Consider the following 16,796-nt stretch of genomic DNA (forward strand, 5'->3'; position numbering starts at 1 on the left):
CGGCTACTCGGGGCTGACGCCGGGTGCGGCCGATTCAAGCGCCACCCGGCGCCCGCCCCGGCCCAACAGCCCCAGCACCAGCGCCCCTGCCAGCAATACCCCAAGCCCGAACAAGGCGCCGTAGCCGACAAAGGCCACGCTGGAATACAGCATGTACAGGCACAGTCCGCAAAACAGCAGCGGCAGCACCGGGTACAACGGCACCTTGACCGGGCGCGGCACCTGGGGAAAGCGCCGGCGCAAGATCAGCAGCGCCAGGCTGCTCAGGCTCAGGAACAGCCAATACACCGGAGTGATGTACTCGACCATGCTGTTGAAGCCGCTGTGGGTCAGGCTGCCAAACAGCACCAGCAACAACGCCACCGCCCCTTCGGCGAGCAACGCCCGACGCGGTACACCATCGCGCTCCTCCCAACTGCCCAGGCCCCGCAATTGCGGTACATCGCGCGCGGCAGCGTAGGTGGTGCGGGCGCCCACCAGCAAGGTCGAGTTGATGCTGGCGATGGCCGAAACCCCGACCACCAGCAGAATCAGGAGTGCGCCCGGGGCGCCGAACGCACGCTCCAGCAACTCCACCGCCGGCGCATTGCTCGCGGCCAGCCCGGCAAACCCCAGGCCGCGAACGAACGCCCAGTTCAGCGCCAGGTAAATCACCAGCAGCACCGTCAGGGCGCCGAGCATGGCAATAAAGATCCCGCGCCGCCCGTCCCGCACTTCGGCCGACAGCGTCGCCGCATCGCTCCAGCCACCAAAGGCCAGGAACACAAAAATAAGCGCCGCCGAAAATCCGCCCAGGCCGCTGTTTTCCGCCAGCACCGGGGCCGTAGGCAGTGGCGGCTCAATCCCCTGCCAGGCCAGCCACACCCCTGCCCCGGCAATGCTTAAAAAGCCCAGGGCGAGCAAGGCCACCAGCCAGGTCTGGGTGATAAAGCCAATGTGCTTGCCGCTGAGATTGAGCAGCACCGGGGCCACGATCAGCCCGGCGGCAAACAGCCCGCTGCCATACGGCCCCAGGGGAAACACGGCGTTGAAGTAGTCGGCGAACATAAACGCCGACAGCGCGATCCAGCCGGTGTGCATCACCGAAAACCGCGACCAGGCGAAGACAAAACCCAGGCGTTCGCCGTAGGCGGTGCGCAGGAAGTGGTAGTCCCCGCCGGGATGGGGAAAGGCCGTGGCCATCTCGGCGAAACACAAGGCGCCGACCATGGACGCCAGCCCGCCGAGGATCCAGACCCAGTAGAAATGCTCCAGGCCCACATTCAGCGCCACGGTCGGCGCGGTCTTGAGGATATCGGTGGTGATGACCATGCCCAGGGTCACCAGCAGCGCCTGGAACACCGGCAGATGGCGCCCGGGGCCGGCGTTGGCGTGTTCACTCATGGCAATACTCGTCAGGTAGGCGCCACCGCGAACGGTGGCGCCCTGGCTCAAAAGCCGTAGGTGGCGCGCGCGTAGTAATAGGCGCCATTGGTGCCGATTGGCGACAGCACGTCATACGGCAGGTTGCCGCCGTAGTTGATCTGCGAGTTGGAGCGGTCCGGGTAGTTGTCGGTCAGGTTGTTGCCGCCCAGGGCGATGTCGAAGGTCGGGGTGAATTTGTACTGCACCTCGGCATCCAGCTGCCACACCGCGCCGTAGGTCTGCTCCGGCTGCGAGTCGCCGAAGTCGAAGACCCGGGTGGTCTCGCCCTGGCGCGTCAGGCGCCCGAGCAGGCCCCAGTGCTGGCTGGCCCAGTTGGCCGAGAACACCAGGCGATCCTTGGGGGCGGCGTCGGTCAGGGTGTTGCGTTCCTCGACGCCCACCAGGGCGTCGGCGCCAATGCCCAGGGCGCTGAGCTGGGACGGCGTGCCCTTGGTCTTGGTGACCTTGGTGTGGTTGTAGGTGTAGGCGCTGGTCAGGCCCAATTGCCCTTCGAAGAACGGCTGGTGGTAGTTGAGCACCAGCTCGGCGCCATCGGTGCGGGTGTCGGCGGCGTTGGTGAAGAAGTTGACGTCATGCACCCCGGCCACGCCGAAGTTGTCATTGATGTACTGCTCCAGGGCGTCGCTGCCAATGCGCTGGGACAGGGTGATGCGGTCTTTGACATCGATGCGGAACACGTCCAGGGACGCGTCGAAGCGTTCGCTCAATTGCGCGGTCAGGCCCAGGCTGAAGTTTTTCGAGGTCTCCGGGTCCAGCTTCTCGGCGCCCAGGGCGCGGGCGATCGGGTCGTTGACCGACAGCACGCGGACATCGGTCAGGGTACCGCCGGTGCCGAAGTTGCTGGTGGTGTGCTGGAAGCCGGTTTGCGCCAGGGACGGCGCGCGGAAGTTGTTCGACACCGCGCCGCGCAACGCCCACTGATCGGTCAGGCGATAACGCGCGCTGAGCTTGCCGGTGAGCTTGCTGCCGGCATCGTCGTAATGCTCCCAGCGGGTGGCGGCGTCGACGAACAGGCGGTCGGTCACATCCCCGGACAGCTCGGCATAACTGCCGAACACATTGCGATCCAGGTCGGCCTCTTCGCTGGGGCGCAAACCGTTGGCACCATCGGCGCCACTGCCGGTGTACGAGGCTTCGTCGCCAGCGGTGGTCAGGTAGTGCTCGTAGCGGTATTCACCGCCCAGGGCCAGCACGAATGAGCGCCCACCCAGGCGCAGTTCGCGGTTGAAGTCGAGGTTGGCGGTGGTCTGGCGCAGTTCGTAGTCGCCGGTGTCGAAACGGGTCGGCGAGTCCGGCCCCAGGGTCACGTTGAGGGTGCGCCGGGTGGCGGATTCGAAACGGTTGCGACCATGGGTCAGGCTGCTGTCGAAATCCCAGTCCTCGCCGATCAGGCCCTTGAAGCCGGCGGTGGCCGACAGGTCGAGGTTGTCCCCCAGGGACTGCGGCAGATAACCGTTGGGATAGAACTGCGGCTGCTCCGAGGGATAGCGGTAGAACTCGGCGCCGGTGGTGTGGCGCTGGTTGTAGGTGCCGAAGGAATAGGCCTTGCCGCCGGCCAGGGGCAACTCGGAGTTGAACCAGGCGTTGACGTCACGCGCCACCCCATCGCCCATCACGTAGTTGCGCTGGCCCGGGGTATCGGCAAAACCGTCGAAGCCGGCGCGGTTGGTCGGGTTGCGATCCTTGTACTCGGTGCCGCCGCGGACAAAACCGCCGTCCTCCCCCAGGCGCGTGCCGATCTTGGCCGTGGTCAGGCTGTTCTGGCCGTCGGTGGTGGTCTTGCCGATCGCGTCCTGGTGGGTGTGATAGGCACCGTAGGTGGTGGAGACTTCGCCGCCTTCCGGGGCGTCGTCGAGGATGATGTTGATCACCCCGGCAATTGCGTCGGAGCCGTACTGCGCACCCGCGCCGTCGCGCAGCACTTCAATGCGCTTGATCGCGCTGATGGGGATCGAGTTGAAGTCCACCGGCGCGGTGCCCCGGCCGATCTTCGACGAGTCGTTGACCAGTGCCGAGGTGTGACGGCGCTTGCCGTTGACCAGCACCAGCACCTGGTCCGGGCTCATGCCCCGCAGTTGCGCGGCCCGCACATGGTCGGCGCCACCGGAGTTGGACTGGCGCGGGAAGCTGAACGAGGGCAGCAGGGTCTGCAAGGCCTGGCCCAGTTCACCGTTGCTGGCGCCGGTCGACTTCAGGTCGGCAGCGGTCAGCACGTCCACCGGCACCGGTGAATCGAGCACGGTGCGCGCGGTGCCGCGGGTGCCGGTGACCAGCACCGTGCCCAGGCGTGCATCGCCGTTTGCCTGGGTGGCTTCTTCGGCCTGGGCCGGGAACTGGGCAATCGCAGTGACGACAGCCGCCGCCAGTAAAGAACGAGATCGGTGATACATGGAACAGCTCCTTGAATCGCAGCTGATACCGGCCCTGGCCGACAAAAGTAGTCGACCATCAAGGCTGGTTTATCTCTGCTTTAGTTTTAAGTAATCCGAAAGGCAGAACGCGCTTAATCCCAGAAAGTGCGATTAATCAACGCCTGGAAAGAAGGGTTTAGTGCACACCCCAATGTCAGTAAAACGCCCCATGGCACCGATGCTAGGCGAGACGCCGCACATTGCAAAAGAACTAATAACGCTTAGGTTAGATCAGCCGAACCAACGGCTGCCCAGGCAGCAAAAGTGCTGCTGCAACAACAGGCGGCTTAACTTTCATGCAACTAATCCGGGCACAGAAAAACCCTTGTCGATGATCAACAAGTTCAAAGACTTCAATAGTCACGAGTCAATACTTAGTTGCAGCAGTGGCTAATCGAAGTCCTTGTTCAGCCATTCATCCTCGGCAATGTCCAGGGCCTCGCCACTGAAGCGCTGTTCGCGAAACGGATCGGCGTGCAGATGAAAGCCATTGCGCTCCCAGAACCCCGGTTGTTCGTGCTCGACAAACTCCAGGCCGCGCAGCCATTTGGCGCTTTTCCAGAAGTACCGCCCGGCCACCACCAGGCGCAACGGCCAACCATGCTGCGGGGCCAGGGGCTGGCCGTCATAGGTCAGGGCCAGCAGGCTGTCGGGGTGCAGCAGGTCGTCCAGCAGCAGATTGGTCTGGTAATCGGGGTCGGCATGGGCCATGACGAACCCGCTGCGCGGCTGGATATCCAGGGCCTGCAACAGGTCGCTCAGGTGCACCCCGCTCCACTGGGTGTCGAACTTGGACCAGCGCGTCACGCAATGGATATCGCACCGCAACTGCCGCTGGGGCAAGGCCAGCAGATCGGCGTAGCTCAGTTGCCGCGGCCGGTCGACGGCGCCGGACAGCCTCAGGGACCAGGTGTCGAGGTCGTACTCGGGCACCGCGCCCTCGTGCAGGATCGGGAAACGCTCGGTCAGCACCTGGCCCGGCGGCAGTCGCCCGCCATGGGCCGGATCGGCCTTGGGCGCGCGGCTTTTGCGCACCCGGGCAGCCTTGTCATGCATGGCAAGTCCTCAGTCGGCCACGGGGATCCACGGCGCGCGCGCCACCTGGGCACTGTCGCCAAAGGCCGGCAGCTTCTGCGCCAGGTCGCGGACGTTTTTCACGTCCAGGTCCAGCAGTTGCTGACGGGTGATCAGGGTCGGCGGTACCAGCACCTTGTGCCCCGGGTTGTCGCCGGCGATCAACATGGCCAGGCTGCGCACACTGATGGCCCCGGCCACCTGCGGGTTGACCGCGGCGGTGGCGGCCCAGGCACTGCCGGGCTCTTTCATGATCTGGATATCGGCGGTGGAAATGTCGGCGCTGTAGATTTTCACCTGCTGCCCGCGACCGGCTTCATCCACCGCAATTTTCGCGCCTTTGGCGAACTCGTCGAACGGGGCGAAGATCACGCTGATGCTGGGGTTGGCCCGCAGCACGGCACTGGCCTGGTCGGCCACCGAGTTGGCGATCGGCGGGTTTAGGGTGCCGAAGCGGGCCTTCTCGACAATCCCCGGGTTCGCGGCCTTGACCTGGCGCCAGATCTCGTCGCGGCGCTCCATCGGGGTAAAGCCGCTGATGTAGACATAACCGGCATCGAAGCGCGGGCCGTTATCCTTCAGCGCCTGATCCAGGGCCAACTGCGCCAGGGCGTGGTGGTCCTGTTCGACCTGGGTCACCTGGGGGCTGCCAAGGTCGACATCGAAGGCCACGACCTTGATGCCCTTGGCAATCGCGCGGTCGATCGGGCCCTTGAGGGTTTCCGCCAGGCCCAGCTGGACAATGATGCCGTCCACCCCCAGATCAATCGCCTGATCGATCATTTCCCGCTGGCTGGCAGCCTGTTGCCGAGCATCGAATACCCGCAGGGTCGCCCCCAGGGCCTCGGTCTGTTTCTCCACCCCGCGCAGATAGGCTTCAGTGAAATCGCCGGAGAACAGGTAACCCACCAGGGCGATCTGCACCTGGCCCTTGTCGAACGGCGCCGGGGCGCCGGGCAGCGGCTTGGCCTGGGCGTTGAGGGCCAGGGCCGAGAGCACCGCCCCGGCCAGGCAGTGGCGAACGAACAGCTTGATTGATCCGTGCATGAGATTTCCTAGGCAACCAACAAAACCGGCTCAGCGCGCCCGATGCGCGAGGCCGAAGGTGAACATCAGGGCCAGTACCAGCACCAGGCCCTTGACGAAGTCCTGGGCGTAATACGGCGCGTTGAGCATGGTCAGGCCGTTGAGCAGCGTCGCCACCAGCAAGGCCCCGACCAGGGTCCCGAAAGCGTTGGGCTTGCGCGCACCGAGCACGGCAAAGCCGATCAGCGCCGCGCCCAGCGCATCCAGCACCAGGCCGTTGCCGGAGCTGACATCCCCCCGCCCCAGGCGCGCCGCCAACAGCAAGCCTCCCAGGGAAGCGAGCAACGCCGAGAGCACATACGCCAGCAACTTGAAGCGCTGCACCGGCGCACCGGCCAGGCGCGCAGCCTGCTCGTTGCCACCAATGGCGTAGAACAGCCGACCGATGCGCGTGCGCTCCAGGAACAGCCAGACCACCAGCGCCACCAGGGCGGTGATCAGCACCGGCACCGGCACCGTGTCCCATAGCCGCCCACGGCCCAGGGCCAGGAACAGCGCACTGAAGCTGCCCTCGGCCTCGTCGCCATTGGGCAGGGTCATGCCCACCGCAATCGAACGCCCGCCCGTGGGGATCAACTGCACACCGATCACCAGAAACATGCTGCCCAGGGTCGCGAGAATGTCCGGCACCCGCAGCTTGACGATCAGCCAGCCATTGAACAGGCCCACCAGCGCCCCGCCCGCCAGGCTGATCAACACCGCCGGCAGCGCGCCCCAGCCCAGCACCACCATCACGTAACTGGCGATCATCAGGCTCATGGCCGCCACCGCGCCGATCGACAGGTCGAGGCCGCCGACGGCCATGGTCAGGGTCACGCCCAGGGCCAGCAGCGCGACGATCGACACCGACTGCAAGATGCTGAACAGGTTGCCGACCCGCAGGAACGCCGGCTCCGCAACGCTGAAAAACACCAGGATCAGCGCCAGCAGCCACAACAACCCATAACGGATCGCGGCCTGCAGCAGACGCTCGGTGACAGGGGGCGCTGAGCACCCGCGAACGTGAATCAGGCACTGGCTCTACTCCTTGATGTGGCGGCAATCGGCGCAATCGTCGATGGCGCGCCGGCACCGGCCAGCGCGGCGACCAGGGTCGCGCGGGCCAGGTTGGCGCGGGGGTATTGGGCAACCACGGCGTGGTCGCGGACCAGCAGAATGCGGTCGGCAATTTCCAGGGCTTCGTCGACGTCGGCACAGATCACCAGGGTCGCGCGGCCATCGGCGCTGTCGCGCAGCAACTGGCCAATCTCGCGCCGGGCTCGCACATCGACGCCCTGGAACGGCTCATCGAGAATCAGCACCCGGCCCTGCCCCAGCAACCAGCGCCCGAGCACCACTTTTTGCTGGTTGCCACCGGACAACGCGCTCATCGGCAGGTCGATACCGGCGGTCTTGATCCCCAGGGCCGCAACCTGGGCCTGGACCGCCGTCGCCTCGGCGCGGTTGCGGATGAAACCGGCCCGGGTGAAGCGCTCCAGAAACGGCAGAGTCAGGGTCCGGCGCAGGGAAAAGTCGGCGATCAGCGACTGGCTGGCGCGATCTTCGGCGGCGTAATACACCCCGCTGGCAATCGCCTGGCGCGGCGAGCCCGGCTGCCAGTCGACAGCATCCAGCTGCAACGTGCCGGCCGCCGCTTCGCGCAGGCCGAACAGCAGCTCGGCGATCTCGGTTTTACCGGCCCCCAGCAGCCCGCACAGCACCACCACTTCGCCTTCATGCAGGCGCAGGTCAAAGGCCTGGCTATGGGGCCAGACTTGCGCCGCACGCAGGGCCAGGACTTCCCTTCCGGCCGCACGCGGCTGGTAGACATGGGTGTCCAGGGCCTGGCCGAGCATGGCCTCTACTGCCGCCGACAACTGCCCGGCACCGAACTCACCGGCCAGTTGCCCGTCGCGCAGCACCAGCGCGCGGTCGGCCAGGCGTTGCAGATCGGACAGGCGATGGGAGATGTACAGGATCGCCACCCCCCGCCCGCGCAAGGTATCGATCAAGCCGAACAGGCGTTGGGCCTCGACATCGGACAAGGCGGCAGTGGGCTCATCCAGAATCAGCAGCCGTGGCTGCAAGGCCAGGGCCCGGGCCAGCACCACCAGCTGCCGCTCGGCCTGGCCCAGGTGTTCGATCGGGTGCTCCAGGGGCAATTCCAGGCCCAGGCCGGCGGCGATGCTGGCGGCACGTTCCAGCAGGCGCCGGCGGTTGAGCCAGAAGTCCGCGCCTGGCTGGCACAGTTCATCCAGCAGCAGGTTTTCCGCCACGCTCAAGCCCGGGGCAATGCCATCGTTGACCTGCTGGTGCACGGCGACAATGCCCAGCCGCCGCGCCGACAAGGGCGAGCTGAAGCGCCGGGGCTGGCCGTCGAGCCACAGTTCTCCGGCATCTGCGGCCTGGCTGCCGGCGAGAATTTTGACCAGGGTCGATTTGCCGGCGCCGTTGGCGCCCAGCAAGGCCACCACTTCACCGGGGAAAATATCCAGGCTGACCCGGTCCAATGCCCGGTTGGCGCCGAAGGTCTTGCTTAGTTCACGCACACGAATCAGCGGCTCGGGTGCCACGGCGACAGGCGCACTCATAAAAAATCCCGGAACAGGATGGCCGCTAAAAAATCCAGCGAACACAAAAGGTTGAGGCGGGGATTAAAAGCATTCCCTTATAAACATTCCAATAGTTCTATCGCATAGAAAATATTTTATGGTTATAAGCGATGCCGCGCCTCGAGCCCTTTTGCACCATCACCCCCAGCCGCGCGATGCTCATGATTTGCCTGGGTTGCCGCCGGTGCTTTTGCCATCGCCAACGGGTAGCCGCGTGGCAGACGTAGTCAGTGCGGCATCAAACCGCGCTGCTATCGAGCTGGGCTAGCGCGGCGTTGGCGTGCCGCCCGGCCCCTGGGCGGCACGCGCACTCATCAGGCCGTCGGCCGCACGCGGAACGCCAGGTATACCGGCCCGAACGGGAAGGTACTGACCTCCAGTTCATCCAGCGGGTTGAGGGTGTGGGTCCGGGTCCCGGCGTTGCTGTACAGGGTATGGCTGGGCGATACCGCGATGTTGATCTTGCCGGCACCGGCCTGGATGAAGGTGGACTTGAAGCCTTCGGTCACGTCTGCGCCAAGGGTCAGGGTGACATCGCTGTCGCTGATCACCAGGAACGATTTGCCGGAGTCGGCCATGCCCAGGGACTGGCTGGCGCTGATCGACACGTTGGGGTGGACATGGCCGCCAGCATGGTAGGTGACCATGCGCGGGTCGGCGAATACCCGGGCAAAGCGCGCGACGTAGTTGACGCTGGCGCGCATGTCATCGAACTGCTCGATCACATAGGTGCCAACGCTGCCCGAGGTCTCGGCGTCCGGGTCCAGAACCCACTTGCGTCCCACCAGCAGGCCGAGCTGGGTATTGGCCCGCACCCCGGCCCGCAGCTCCTCAAGGAACAACTGGCTGATCTGCCCGCCGCCCTTGCCCTGCACGTAGGTAAAGCGCGCAATCGAATGGCTGTCGCCGGTAGGGCTGCCCTGGGCGGTATCGACCCGATAATCGACAAAATCCGCGGAAACCGTGGTGGTGGTCGTGTTGCTGTTCGGCGCCCAGCTGAAGTCCAGGACCCGCCCGGTCTTGACCTGTTCCAGGGAGGTGGTGGTTTGGGTCGTGGTGGTGGAACCCGATTGCTTCAAATCATCGGTCATGGTGCTCATCCTTAAGGGGTAGTTGCAGGTAATTGCCCCGCCACGACTACCGCGTTAGCGCGGCCGTCGCAAGCCCGGCAACACCCGCAACGCTCACCCCAGCACCGGAATCACCCGTGACGGCTTCACCGATTTGAAGGAAAAACTCGAGTAGATCTCTTTCACCGCCGGCAGGGTTTGGAGGACTTCGCGGGCGAATTCGCCGAAGGATTCCAGATCCTTGGCCACCACTTCCAGCAGGAAGTCATAGCGCCCGGAGACGTTGTGGCAGGCGACGATTTCCGGGATTTCCAGCAGCCGCTGTTCAAAGGCGCGGGCGGTGTCCTGGGAGTGGGACTCCATCATCACGCTGACAAACGCCGTGACTCCAAAGCCCAGGGCCTTGGGTGAGAGGATCGCCTGGTAGCCGACGATGACTTCGTTTTCTTCGAGGATTTTCACCCGCCGCCAGCACGGCGAGGTAGTGAGGGAAACACTGTCGGCCAACTCGGCGACGGTGAGTCGGGCGTTGCCTTGCAGGGCGCTGAGCAGGGCTTTGTCGGTACGGTCCAGGCCAATAGGCATTTCTTGCCTCTTTATCTTGTTTTTATTTGGTTTTGTTCCATTTCGCCGTTAATTCTCGGGCAAATTTGGAATTTATCGCAGCGAAATTGAGCATAGCATTACAACAAAACCGGGAGCATTCACCATGCACAATAAAAACAATGAACTGGGCTTTTCCACCCGTGCGATCCATCACGGCTACAACCCGCTGGACAACAACGGCGCGCTGATCCCGCCGATCTACCTGACCTCGACCTTTGCCTTTGCCACCGCCGAATACGGCGCCGGCTGCTTTGCCGGCGAAGAAAGCGGGCACTTCTACACGCGCATTTCCAACCCGACCCTGGCCCTGCTGGAAACCCGCATGGCCGCCCTGGAAAACGGCGAAGCCGGCGTGGCCTTCAGCTCCGGCATGGGCGCGATTGCCGCGACCTTCTGGACGTTGCTGCGACCGGGTGACGAGATCATCGTCAATCGCACCCTGTACGGCTGCACCTTCGCCCTGCTGCACCACGGCATCGGCGAGTTCGGGGTCAAGGTGCGGCATGTCGACATGTCCAACCTCGCCGAACTGCGGGACGCCATCGGCCCGGACACGCGCATGGTGTATTTCGAGACCCCGGCCAACCCCAACATGCAGTTGGTGGACATCCAGGCCGTGGCCGAAATCACTGCGCGCCACCGCAACCTGACCCTGGTGGTGGACAACACCTACTGCACCCCTTACCTGCAACGCCCCCTGGAGATGGGTGCGGACGTGGTGGTGCACTCCGCCACCAAGTACCTCAGCGGCCATGGCGACATCACCGCCGGCATGGTGGTCACCAGCCAGGCCCTGGCCGACCGCATTCGCCTGCAAGGGCTGAAGGACCTGACCGGCGCGGTGCTTTCGCCCCAGGACGCCTTCCTCCTGATGCGCGGCCTCAAGACCCTGTCCCTGCGCATGGAGCGCCATTGCAGCAACGCGCTGCAGGTCGCGCAGTACCTGCAGAATCACCCGGCGGTCGAGTGGGTCACCTACCCCGGCCTGCCATCGTTCCCGCAATACGAATTGGCCCAGCGCCAGATGAAACTGCCAGGGGGCATGATCGCCTTTGAACTCAAGGGCGGGCTGGCCACCGGCAAGCGCTTCATGAATGCCCTAGAGCTGTTCAGCCGCGCCGTGAGCCTGGGGGATGCCGAATCCCTGGCCCAGCACCCGGCGAGCATGACCCACTCCACCTACACCCCTGAAGAGCGCGCGCACCACGGGATCTCCGAGGGGCTGGTACGCCTGTCGGTGGGTCTGGAGGACATCGCCGACCTGCTGGCCGACGTGACCCAGGCCCTGGATGCCTGCGCGTGAGGGAGGTTGCCATGGCCACGCCTATTACCATGCCCCCTGGCGAGCACAGCGCCGAAGACCTGGACCCGCAGGAAACCCGGGAATGGCTCGATGCCCTGGCTTCGACCCTGGAAGCCTGCGGCCCGGAGCGGGCGCGCTACCTGCTCAAGCGCCTGGAGGAATTCGCCGGCGAACACGGCATCAACCGCGAGGCCCAGGCCTTTTCCGCCTACCGCAACACCCTGTCCCTGGCGCAACAGGGCAGCTACCCCGGCGACCTGGCGCTGGAAGAGCGCATCACCGGCCTGCTGCGCTGGAACGCCCTGGCCATGGTGGTGCGGGCCAACCACGCCTATGGCGAACTGGGCGGACATATCGCCAGTTACGCCTCGGCGGCGGAGATTTTCGAGGTTGGCTTCCAGCACTTTTTCCGTGGCGACGGCGAGGCCGGGCAGCGTAACGCCGACCTGGTGTTTTTCCAGCCGCACTCAGCGCCGGGAGTCTATGCCCGGGCCTTTCTCGAAGGGCGCCTGAGCGAGGAACAACTGGCCAACTACCGTCAGGAAATCAACGGCCAGGGCCTGTGTTCCTACCCGCACCCCTGGCTGATGCCGGACTTCTGGCAGTTCCCCACCGGCTCCATGGGCATCGGTCCCATCAGCGCGGTGTATCAGGCGCGCTTCATGCGCTACTTGCAGCACCGGGGCATCGCCCAGACCGAGGGCCGCCATGTGTGGGGCGTGTTCGGCGACGGCGAGATGGACGAGCCGGAATCCATCGCCGGCCTGTCCCTGGCGGCCCGCGAGCAGTTGGACAACCTGACCTTTATCGTCAACTGCAACCTGCAGCGCCTCGACGGACCGGTGCGCGGCAACGGCCAGATCATCCAGGAGCTTGAAGCGCTGTTTGCCGGCGCCGGCTGGAACGTGATCAAGGTGCTCTGGGGTTCGGAGTGGGATGCACTGTTCGCCCGCGACAGCGACAACCTGCTGCTCAAGCGCCTGGCGGCCACCCCGGATGGCGAGTTCCAGACCCTCGGTGCCCATGACGGCGCCTACAACCTGGAACACTTCTTCGAGAAGGACCCGCAGGTGCGGCGCCTGGTGGCGCACATGAGCGCCGAGGAGATCAACGGCCTCAAGCGTGGCGGCCATGACTTGCGCAAACTCTACGCCGCCTTCGCCGCCGCCAAGGCCTGCAAGGGCCGGCCGACGGTGATCCTGGCCAAGACCAAAAAAGGCTTCGGCATCGGCGCCGCCGGCGAGTCGCGGATGACCGCGCACCAGGCGAAAAAACTCGATGTCGCCGCCCTGCTGGCGTTCCGTGATCGCTTCCACCTGCCGCTGTCGGACACCGATGTCGAGCAGTTGCGCTTCTATCGCCCACCTGCCGACAGCCCGGAAATGCGCTACCTGCACGCCCGGCGCCAGGCCCTGGGCGGGCCGTTGCCGGCACGCAAGAGCCAGGCGCCGCAGATCCCGGTGCCGGCCCTGGCCACGGCAGGCGGGTTTGCCTTACAGGCCGACGGCAAGGAAATGTCCACCACCATGGCCGCGGTGCGCATGCTCACCGCCTGGCTCAAGGCCCCGCAGTTGGGGCCGCGCGTGGTGCCGATCGTGGCCGATGAGGCGCGCACCTTCGGCATGGCCAGCCTGTTTCGGCAGATCGGGATCTACTCGCCCCACGGCCAGCTGTACGAGCCCGAAGACTGCGGATCGATCCTTTCCTACCGTGAATCCCGGGACGGCCAACTGCTCGAAGAAGGCATCACCGAGGCCGGCGCCCTGTCGTCCTGGGTCGCGGCGGCCACCTCGTATTCGGTGCACGGCGAGCCGATGCTGCCGGTGTACATCTACTACTCGATGTTCGGCTTCCAGCGGGTCGGCGACCTGATCTGGGCCGCCGCCGACCAACGCTCCCGCGGCATCCTGCTGGGGGCCACCGCAGGCCGCACCACCCTGGGCGGCGAAGGCCTGCAACACCAGGACGGTTCGAGCCTGGTGATGGCCTCGATGGTGCCCAACTGCCGGGCCTGGGACCCGTGCTTTGCCGGGGAGTTGGCGGTGATCCTCGACCACGCCGCGCGGCGCCTGCTGGAGCAGCAGTGCGACGAGTTTCATTACGTGGCGGTGATGAACGAAAACTACCCGCAACCGTCCCTCGATGCTGAATTGCACGCCGATGTGTTGCGCGGCCTCTATCGCTATTCGTCCAGCTGTGAACAGCCGTCCCAGGTGCGCCTGCGGCTGGTGGGCAGTGGCGCGATCCTGCGTGAAGTGATCGCCGCCAGCGCCCTTCTGGCGCGGGACTGGGGCATCCACAGCGAGGTGTTCAGCGCCACCAGCTTCAGCGAATTGGCCCGCGAGGCCCGAGAGGTCGAGCGCGACAATCGACTGACCGATGCCACCCGTCACAGCCACCTCGACAGGTGGCTGGGCGGCACCCGGCCGATCATTGCCGCCAGCGACTACATCCGGGCCTGGCCGCAATTGATTGCCCAATACCTGAAGGCGCCCTACACCACCCTGGGCACCGACGGCTTTGGCCGCAGCGATAATCGGCACAACCTCAGGGCATTCTTTGAGGTGGATCAGCACAGCATTGTCATTGCCGGTTTAAAAACCCTGGTGGAGCATGACGGGCTTGACCCGGGCATACTGGCCGCCGCAATCGAGCGCTACACCCCCGACCCGGTGCGCGCCGCGCCCTGGGATCGTTGAATGACCTGCAACACCTTTTGAATCGTTAACCCACAGGAGTGGAATCCCCAATGAGTCGCATCAATAAGAAAGCCACCCAACTGCTCAGCGCCATGATTCTCGCTGGCCTAGCCTGCCATTCGATGGCCGCCGACAGCATTCGGATCGGCATCGCCGGAGCCAAGACCGGCCCGGTGGCGCAATACGGTGACATGCAATTCAGCGGCGCACGCATGGCCATCGAGCAGATCAACGCCAAGGGCGGCGTCAACGGCAAACAACTGGTGGCGGTCGAGTACGACGACGCCTGCGACCCGAAACAAGCGGTGGCCGTGGCCAACAAAGTGGTCAACGACGGCGTCAAGTTCGTGGTCGGCCACCTGTGCTCCAGCTCCACCCAACCGGCTTCGGACATCTACGAAGACGAAGGCATCGTGATGATCACCCCGGCCGCCACCAGCCCTGAGCTGACCTCCCGGGGCTACAAGATGGTGTTCCGCACCATCGGCCTGGACAACGCCCAGGGCCCGGCAGCAGCGCGCTACATCGCCCAGCTCAAACCGACCAATGTCGCGGTGCTGCACGACAAGCAGCAGTACGGCGAAGGCATTGCCAGCTCGGTCAAGGAGATCCTCGGCAAGGAAGGGATCAAGGTCGCGATCTTCGAAGGCATCAACGTCGGCGAGCGCGACTATTCGTCGATCCTGGCCAAGCTCAAGCAAGCCAATGTCGACTTCGTGTACTTCGGCGGCTACCACCCGGAAATGGGCCTGCTGCTGCGTCAGGCCAAGGAGAAGGGCCTGACCGCGCGCTTCATGGGCCCTGAAGGCGTGGGCAACGACTCGATCTCGCAGATCGCCAAGGACGCCTCCGAAGGCATGCTGGTGACCCTGCCCAAGTCCTTCGACCAGGACCCGGCCAACAAGGCCCTGGTGGAAGCCTTCGAAGCCAAGAAGGAAAACCCCAGCGGTCCGTTCGTGCTGCCTTCCTACTCGGCAGTTGAAGTGATTGCCGGGGGCATCGCCGCGGCCAAGAGCGAAGACCCGGAGAAAGTCGCCGAGGCGATCCACAAAGGCACCTTCAAGACCCCGACCGGTGACCTGAGCTTCGACGAGAAAGGCGACCTCAAGGACTTCAAATTCGTGGTCTACGAATGGCACTACGGCAAGCCGAAGACTGCGGCGCAGGAAAGCGCCGGGCTCTAAGTTCCGTATTGGACGGTGCTGCACTGTTGCAGTGCAGCACCCTCTCCAGGCAGGTGTAATGATATGTAGCAGTCAAGACAAGAACCGCTCTCGGAACCGTTCCAATATTCAACTCTAGCAGTGCAATATCCTAGAGCACTACTCGGACATATTGACTGTAACCACGTTGCAACTTGCGCCAAACAAGTACTTGTCCCAAAAAAACACTTAAATAATAAGACCTTAGAACTGCACCTAGGACAGCCACCTTCAACAACGGCTGTCATTCATGGAAAAATAATTCCATTTAGACCCACTTAAAACAGTGCATGGTCGCCGTTACCGCATGCCCGAAAAATGCTCCACCGTCGCCGCCATCTGATTGAAACGCCAGCAGCGCAGGCGCTTTACCGCCCACCACCACCAGCCTGACGCCAAAAAAACGGCGCATGCATAACCATATGGCCGTTCAAAGTAGTGAAAGTAAGAAAGAGCAATCTCCGAGTGAAAGTGTCGGACTTTATACTGATAAAAATGCCACTCCCCTCCTTTGCAGACTCCAACCAGACGCAACTACCAAGCACCTTCAGCAAACTTTTTCATCACTGCTAAGAGTCGCCAAATGCTTTAGCAAAGGCCTGTGCAACGACGCGACAGCATTAACTCGAAAAAATTCAAAAATAAAATTTGCGTACTAAATTAACTTTTGTTTATTGTGCCTCCCACACACTAAACACAGTCAGGAAGACGCATCTTTATAAGTGTCGTCTTTTTCAAGGAGGAAAGAGCATGGATCCTTTTGTCGGTGAAATCCGCCTGTTCCCCTGGGATTGGGCACCTGCTGGATGGTTGCCCTGCCAAGGCCAATTGCTGAACGTCAGCAGTTATGTGGCACTGGCGTCATTGCTTGGCAAGCGCTATGGCGGCGACGGGATAAATACCTTCGCCCTGCCCGATCTGCGAGGCCGAGCAGCGATGGGGGTCAATCCCTCGATCTCCTCCAGCCCTCCCATTGATCTGCACCCCCTGGCAGAAAGCAGCGGCAGCGAGACTGTGATGCTCGGGCTCAATATGCTGCCTGAACACATCCATACCGCTTTTGCGTCCAGCACTACCGGCACGATTGGACCCTCCGGAGGCATCCCGGCAACTGCCGCAACCACGGCAGGCGCAGTCGCCAAGCAATTCACTTATGTGCCCATGGTCGATACGAGCCAGAAAATCGCGCTGAACCGTGTAGTTGCTGCCAATGCCCAGTATGGGGTGCCGAACATGCAGCCCTCGATCTGCCTCAACTTTTGCATCGCCAGCACGGGCGTCTACCCGCCGCATCCTTAATCACAACGGCCCCCACCTCACTTTCATAGG

The 16,796-nt window shown here is 63.8% G+C and carries 11 protein-coding genes and 1 pseudogene; 4 read left to right on the plus strand and 8 right to left on the minus strand.

The window, feature by feature from the left end; translation table 11 throughout:
* Window positions 1-3 precede the first annotated feature (3 nt).
* From JFU57_RS25935 to JFU57_RS25970, 8 genes and pseudogenes are all read right to left on the minus strand, one after another.
* Window positions 4-1,383, minus strand: a complete 1,380-nt coding sequence (locus JFU57_RS25935; RefSeq protein WP_201131243.1) for an APC family permease — start codon at window positions 1,381-1,383, stop codon at window positions 4-6.
* Window positions 1,384-1,430: 47 nt separating this feature from the next.
* Window positions 1,431-3,815 carry a TonB-dependent receptor plug domain-containing protein gene (locus tag JFU57_RS25940; protein WP_201131244.1) on the minus strand — a complete coding sequence of 795 codons (2,385 nt, stop codon included), beginning with the start codon at window positions 3,813-3,815 and terminating at the stop codon, window positions 1,431-1,433.
* A 411-nt stretch (window positions 3,816-4,226) separates the two neighbouring features.
* Complete coding sequence (locus tag JFU57_RS25945; protein WP_201131245.1) at window positions 4,227-4,892, minus strand: sulfite oxidase-like oxidoreductase; 666 nt, start codon at window positions 4,890-4,892, stop codon at window positions 4,227-4,229.
* Window positions 4,893-4,901: 9 nt separating this feature from the next.
* Window positions 4,902-5,957 carry a substrate-binding domain-containing protein gene (locus JFU57_RS25950; protein ID WP_201131246.1) on the minus strand — a complete coding sequence of 352 codons (1,056 nt, stop codon included), beginning with the start codon at window positions 5,955-5,957 and terminating at the stop codon, window positions 4,902-4,904.
* 30 nt (window positions 5,958-5,987) lie between these two features.
* A pseudogene (locus JFU57_RS25955) lies at window positions 5,988-7,011 on the minus strand (ABC transporter permease).
* On the minus strand, window positions 7,004-8,566 hold the full coding sequence (locus tag JFU57_RS25960) for a sugar ABC transporter ATP-binding protein (RefSeq protein WP_201131247.1): 1,563 nt from the start codon (window positions 8,564-8,566) through the stop codon (window positions 7,004-7,006). The pseudogene JFU57_RS25955 and the gene JFU57_RS25960 overlap by 8 nt, the downstream one beginning before the upstream one ends.
* 335 nt (window positions 8,567-8,901) lie before the next feature.
* Window positions 8,902-9,678 (minus strand): hypothetical protein, encoded by a 777-nt coding sequence (locus JFU57_RS25965; protein ID WP_201131248.1) that lies wholly within the window; start codon window positions 9,676-9,678, stop codon window positions 8,902-8,904.
* Window positions 9,679-9,771: 93 nt separating this feature from the next.
* On the minus strand, window positions 9,772-10,242 hold the full coding sequence (locus JFU57_RS25970) for an Lrp/AsnC family transcriptional regulator (RefSeq protein WP_201131249.1): 471 nt from the start codon (window positions 10,240-10,242) through the stop codon (window positions 9,772-9,774).
* A 124-nt stretch (window positions 10,243-10,366) separates the two neighbouring features.
* On the opposite strand from JFU57_RS25970, the gene JFU57_RS25975 reads away from it, so the two are divergent.
* The 4 genes from JFU57_RS25975 (at window position 10,367) to JFU57_RS25990 (ending at window position 16,766) form a co-directional block, all read left to right on the plus strand.
* Window positions 10,367-11,566 (plus strand): methionine gamma-lyase, encoded by a 1,200-nt coding sequence (locus JFU57_RS25975; RefSeq protein ID WP_201131250.1) that lies wholly within the window; start codon window positions 10,367-10,369, stop codon window positions 11,564-11,566.
* Between the two features lie 11 nt (window positions 11,567-11,577).
* Window positions 11,578-14,265: an alpha-ketoglutarate dehydrogenase gene (gene mdeB, locus JFU57_RS25980; RefSeq protein WP_201131251.1), complete on the plus strand. Its 2,688-nt coding sequence runs from the start codon at window positions 11,578-11,580 to the stop codon at window positions 14,263-14,265.
* Window positions 14,266-14,315: 50 nt separating this feature from the next.
* Window positions 14,316-15,449, plus strand: a complete 1,134-nt coding sequence (locus tag JFU57_RS25985) for a branched-chain amino acid ABC transporter substrate-binding protein (protein ID WP_201131252.1) — start codon at window positions 14,316-14,318, stop codon at window positions 15,447-15,449.
* Window positions 15,450-16,217: 768 nt separating this feature from the next.
* Window positions 16,218-16,766: a phage tail protein gene (locus tag JFU57_RS25990; protein ID WP_201131253.1), complete on the plus strand. Its 549-nt coding sequence runs from the start codon at window positions 16,218-16,220 to the stop codon at window positions 16,764-16,766.
* Window positions 16,767-16,796: the final 30 nt, after the last annotated feature.

Source organism: Pseudomonas sp. TH07, from assembly GCF_016651285.1.
Classification (GTDB): domain Bacteria; phylum Pseudomonadota; class Gammaproteobacteria; order Pseudomonadales; family Pseudomonadaceae; genus Aquipseudomonas.

What these genes read in the sequence shown, in the direction of transcription:
- JFU57_RS25985 (WP_201131252.1), top strand. Translation starts at nt 14,316, where the DNA reads ATGAGTCGCATCAATAAGAAAGCCACCCAACTGCTCAGCGCCATGATT.
- mdeB (WP_201131251.1), top strand. Translation starts at nt 11,578, where the DNA reads ATGGCCACGCCTATTACCATGCCCCCTGGCGAGCACAGCGCCGAAGAC.
- JFU57_RS25960 (WP_201131247.1), bottom strand. Translation starts at nt 8,566, where the DNA reads ATGAGTGCGCCTGTCGCCGTGGCACCCGAGCCGCTGATTCGTGTGCGT.
- JFU57_RS25965 (WP_201131248.1), bottom strand. Translation starts at nt 9,678, where the DNA reads ATGACCGATGATTTGAAGCAATCGGGTTCCACCACCACGACCCAAACC.
- JFU57_RS25975 (WP_201131250.1), top strand. Translation starts at nt 10,367, where the DNA reads ATGCACAATAAAAACAATGAACTGGGCTTTTCCACCCGTGCGATCCAT.
- JFU57_RS25945 (WP_201131245.1), bottom strand. Translation starts at nt 4,892, where the DNA reads ATGCATGACAAGGCTGCCCGGGTGCGCAAAAGCCGCGCGCCCAAGGCC.
- JFU57_RS25990 (WP_201131253.1), top strand. Translation starts at nt 16,218, where the DNA reads ATGGATCCTTTTGTCGGTGAAATCCGCCTGTTCCCCTGGGATTGGGCA.
- JFU57_RS25935 (WP_201131243.1), bottom strand. Translation starts at nt 1,383, where the DNA reads ATGAGTGAACACGCCAACGCCGGCCCCGGGCGCCATCTGCCGGTGTTC.
- JFU57_RS25970 (WP_201131249.1), bottom strand. Translation starts at nt 10,242, where the DNA reads ATGCCTATTGGCCTGGACCGTACCGACAAAGCCCTGCTCAGCGCCCTG.
- JFU57_RS25950 (WP_201131246.1), bottom strand. Translation starts at nt 5,957, where the DNA reads ATGCACGGATCAATCAAGCTGTTCGTTCGCCACTGCCTGGCCGGGGCG.
- JFU57_RS25940 (WP_201131244.1), bottom strand. Translation starts at nt 3,815, where the DNA reads ATGTATCACCGATCTCGTTCTTTACTGGCGGCGGCTGTCGTCACTGCG.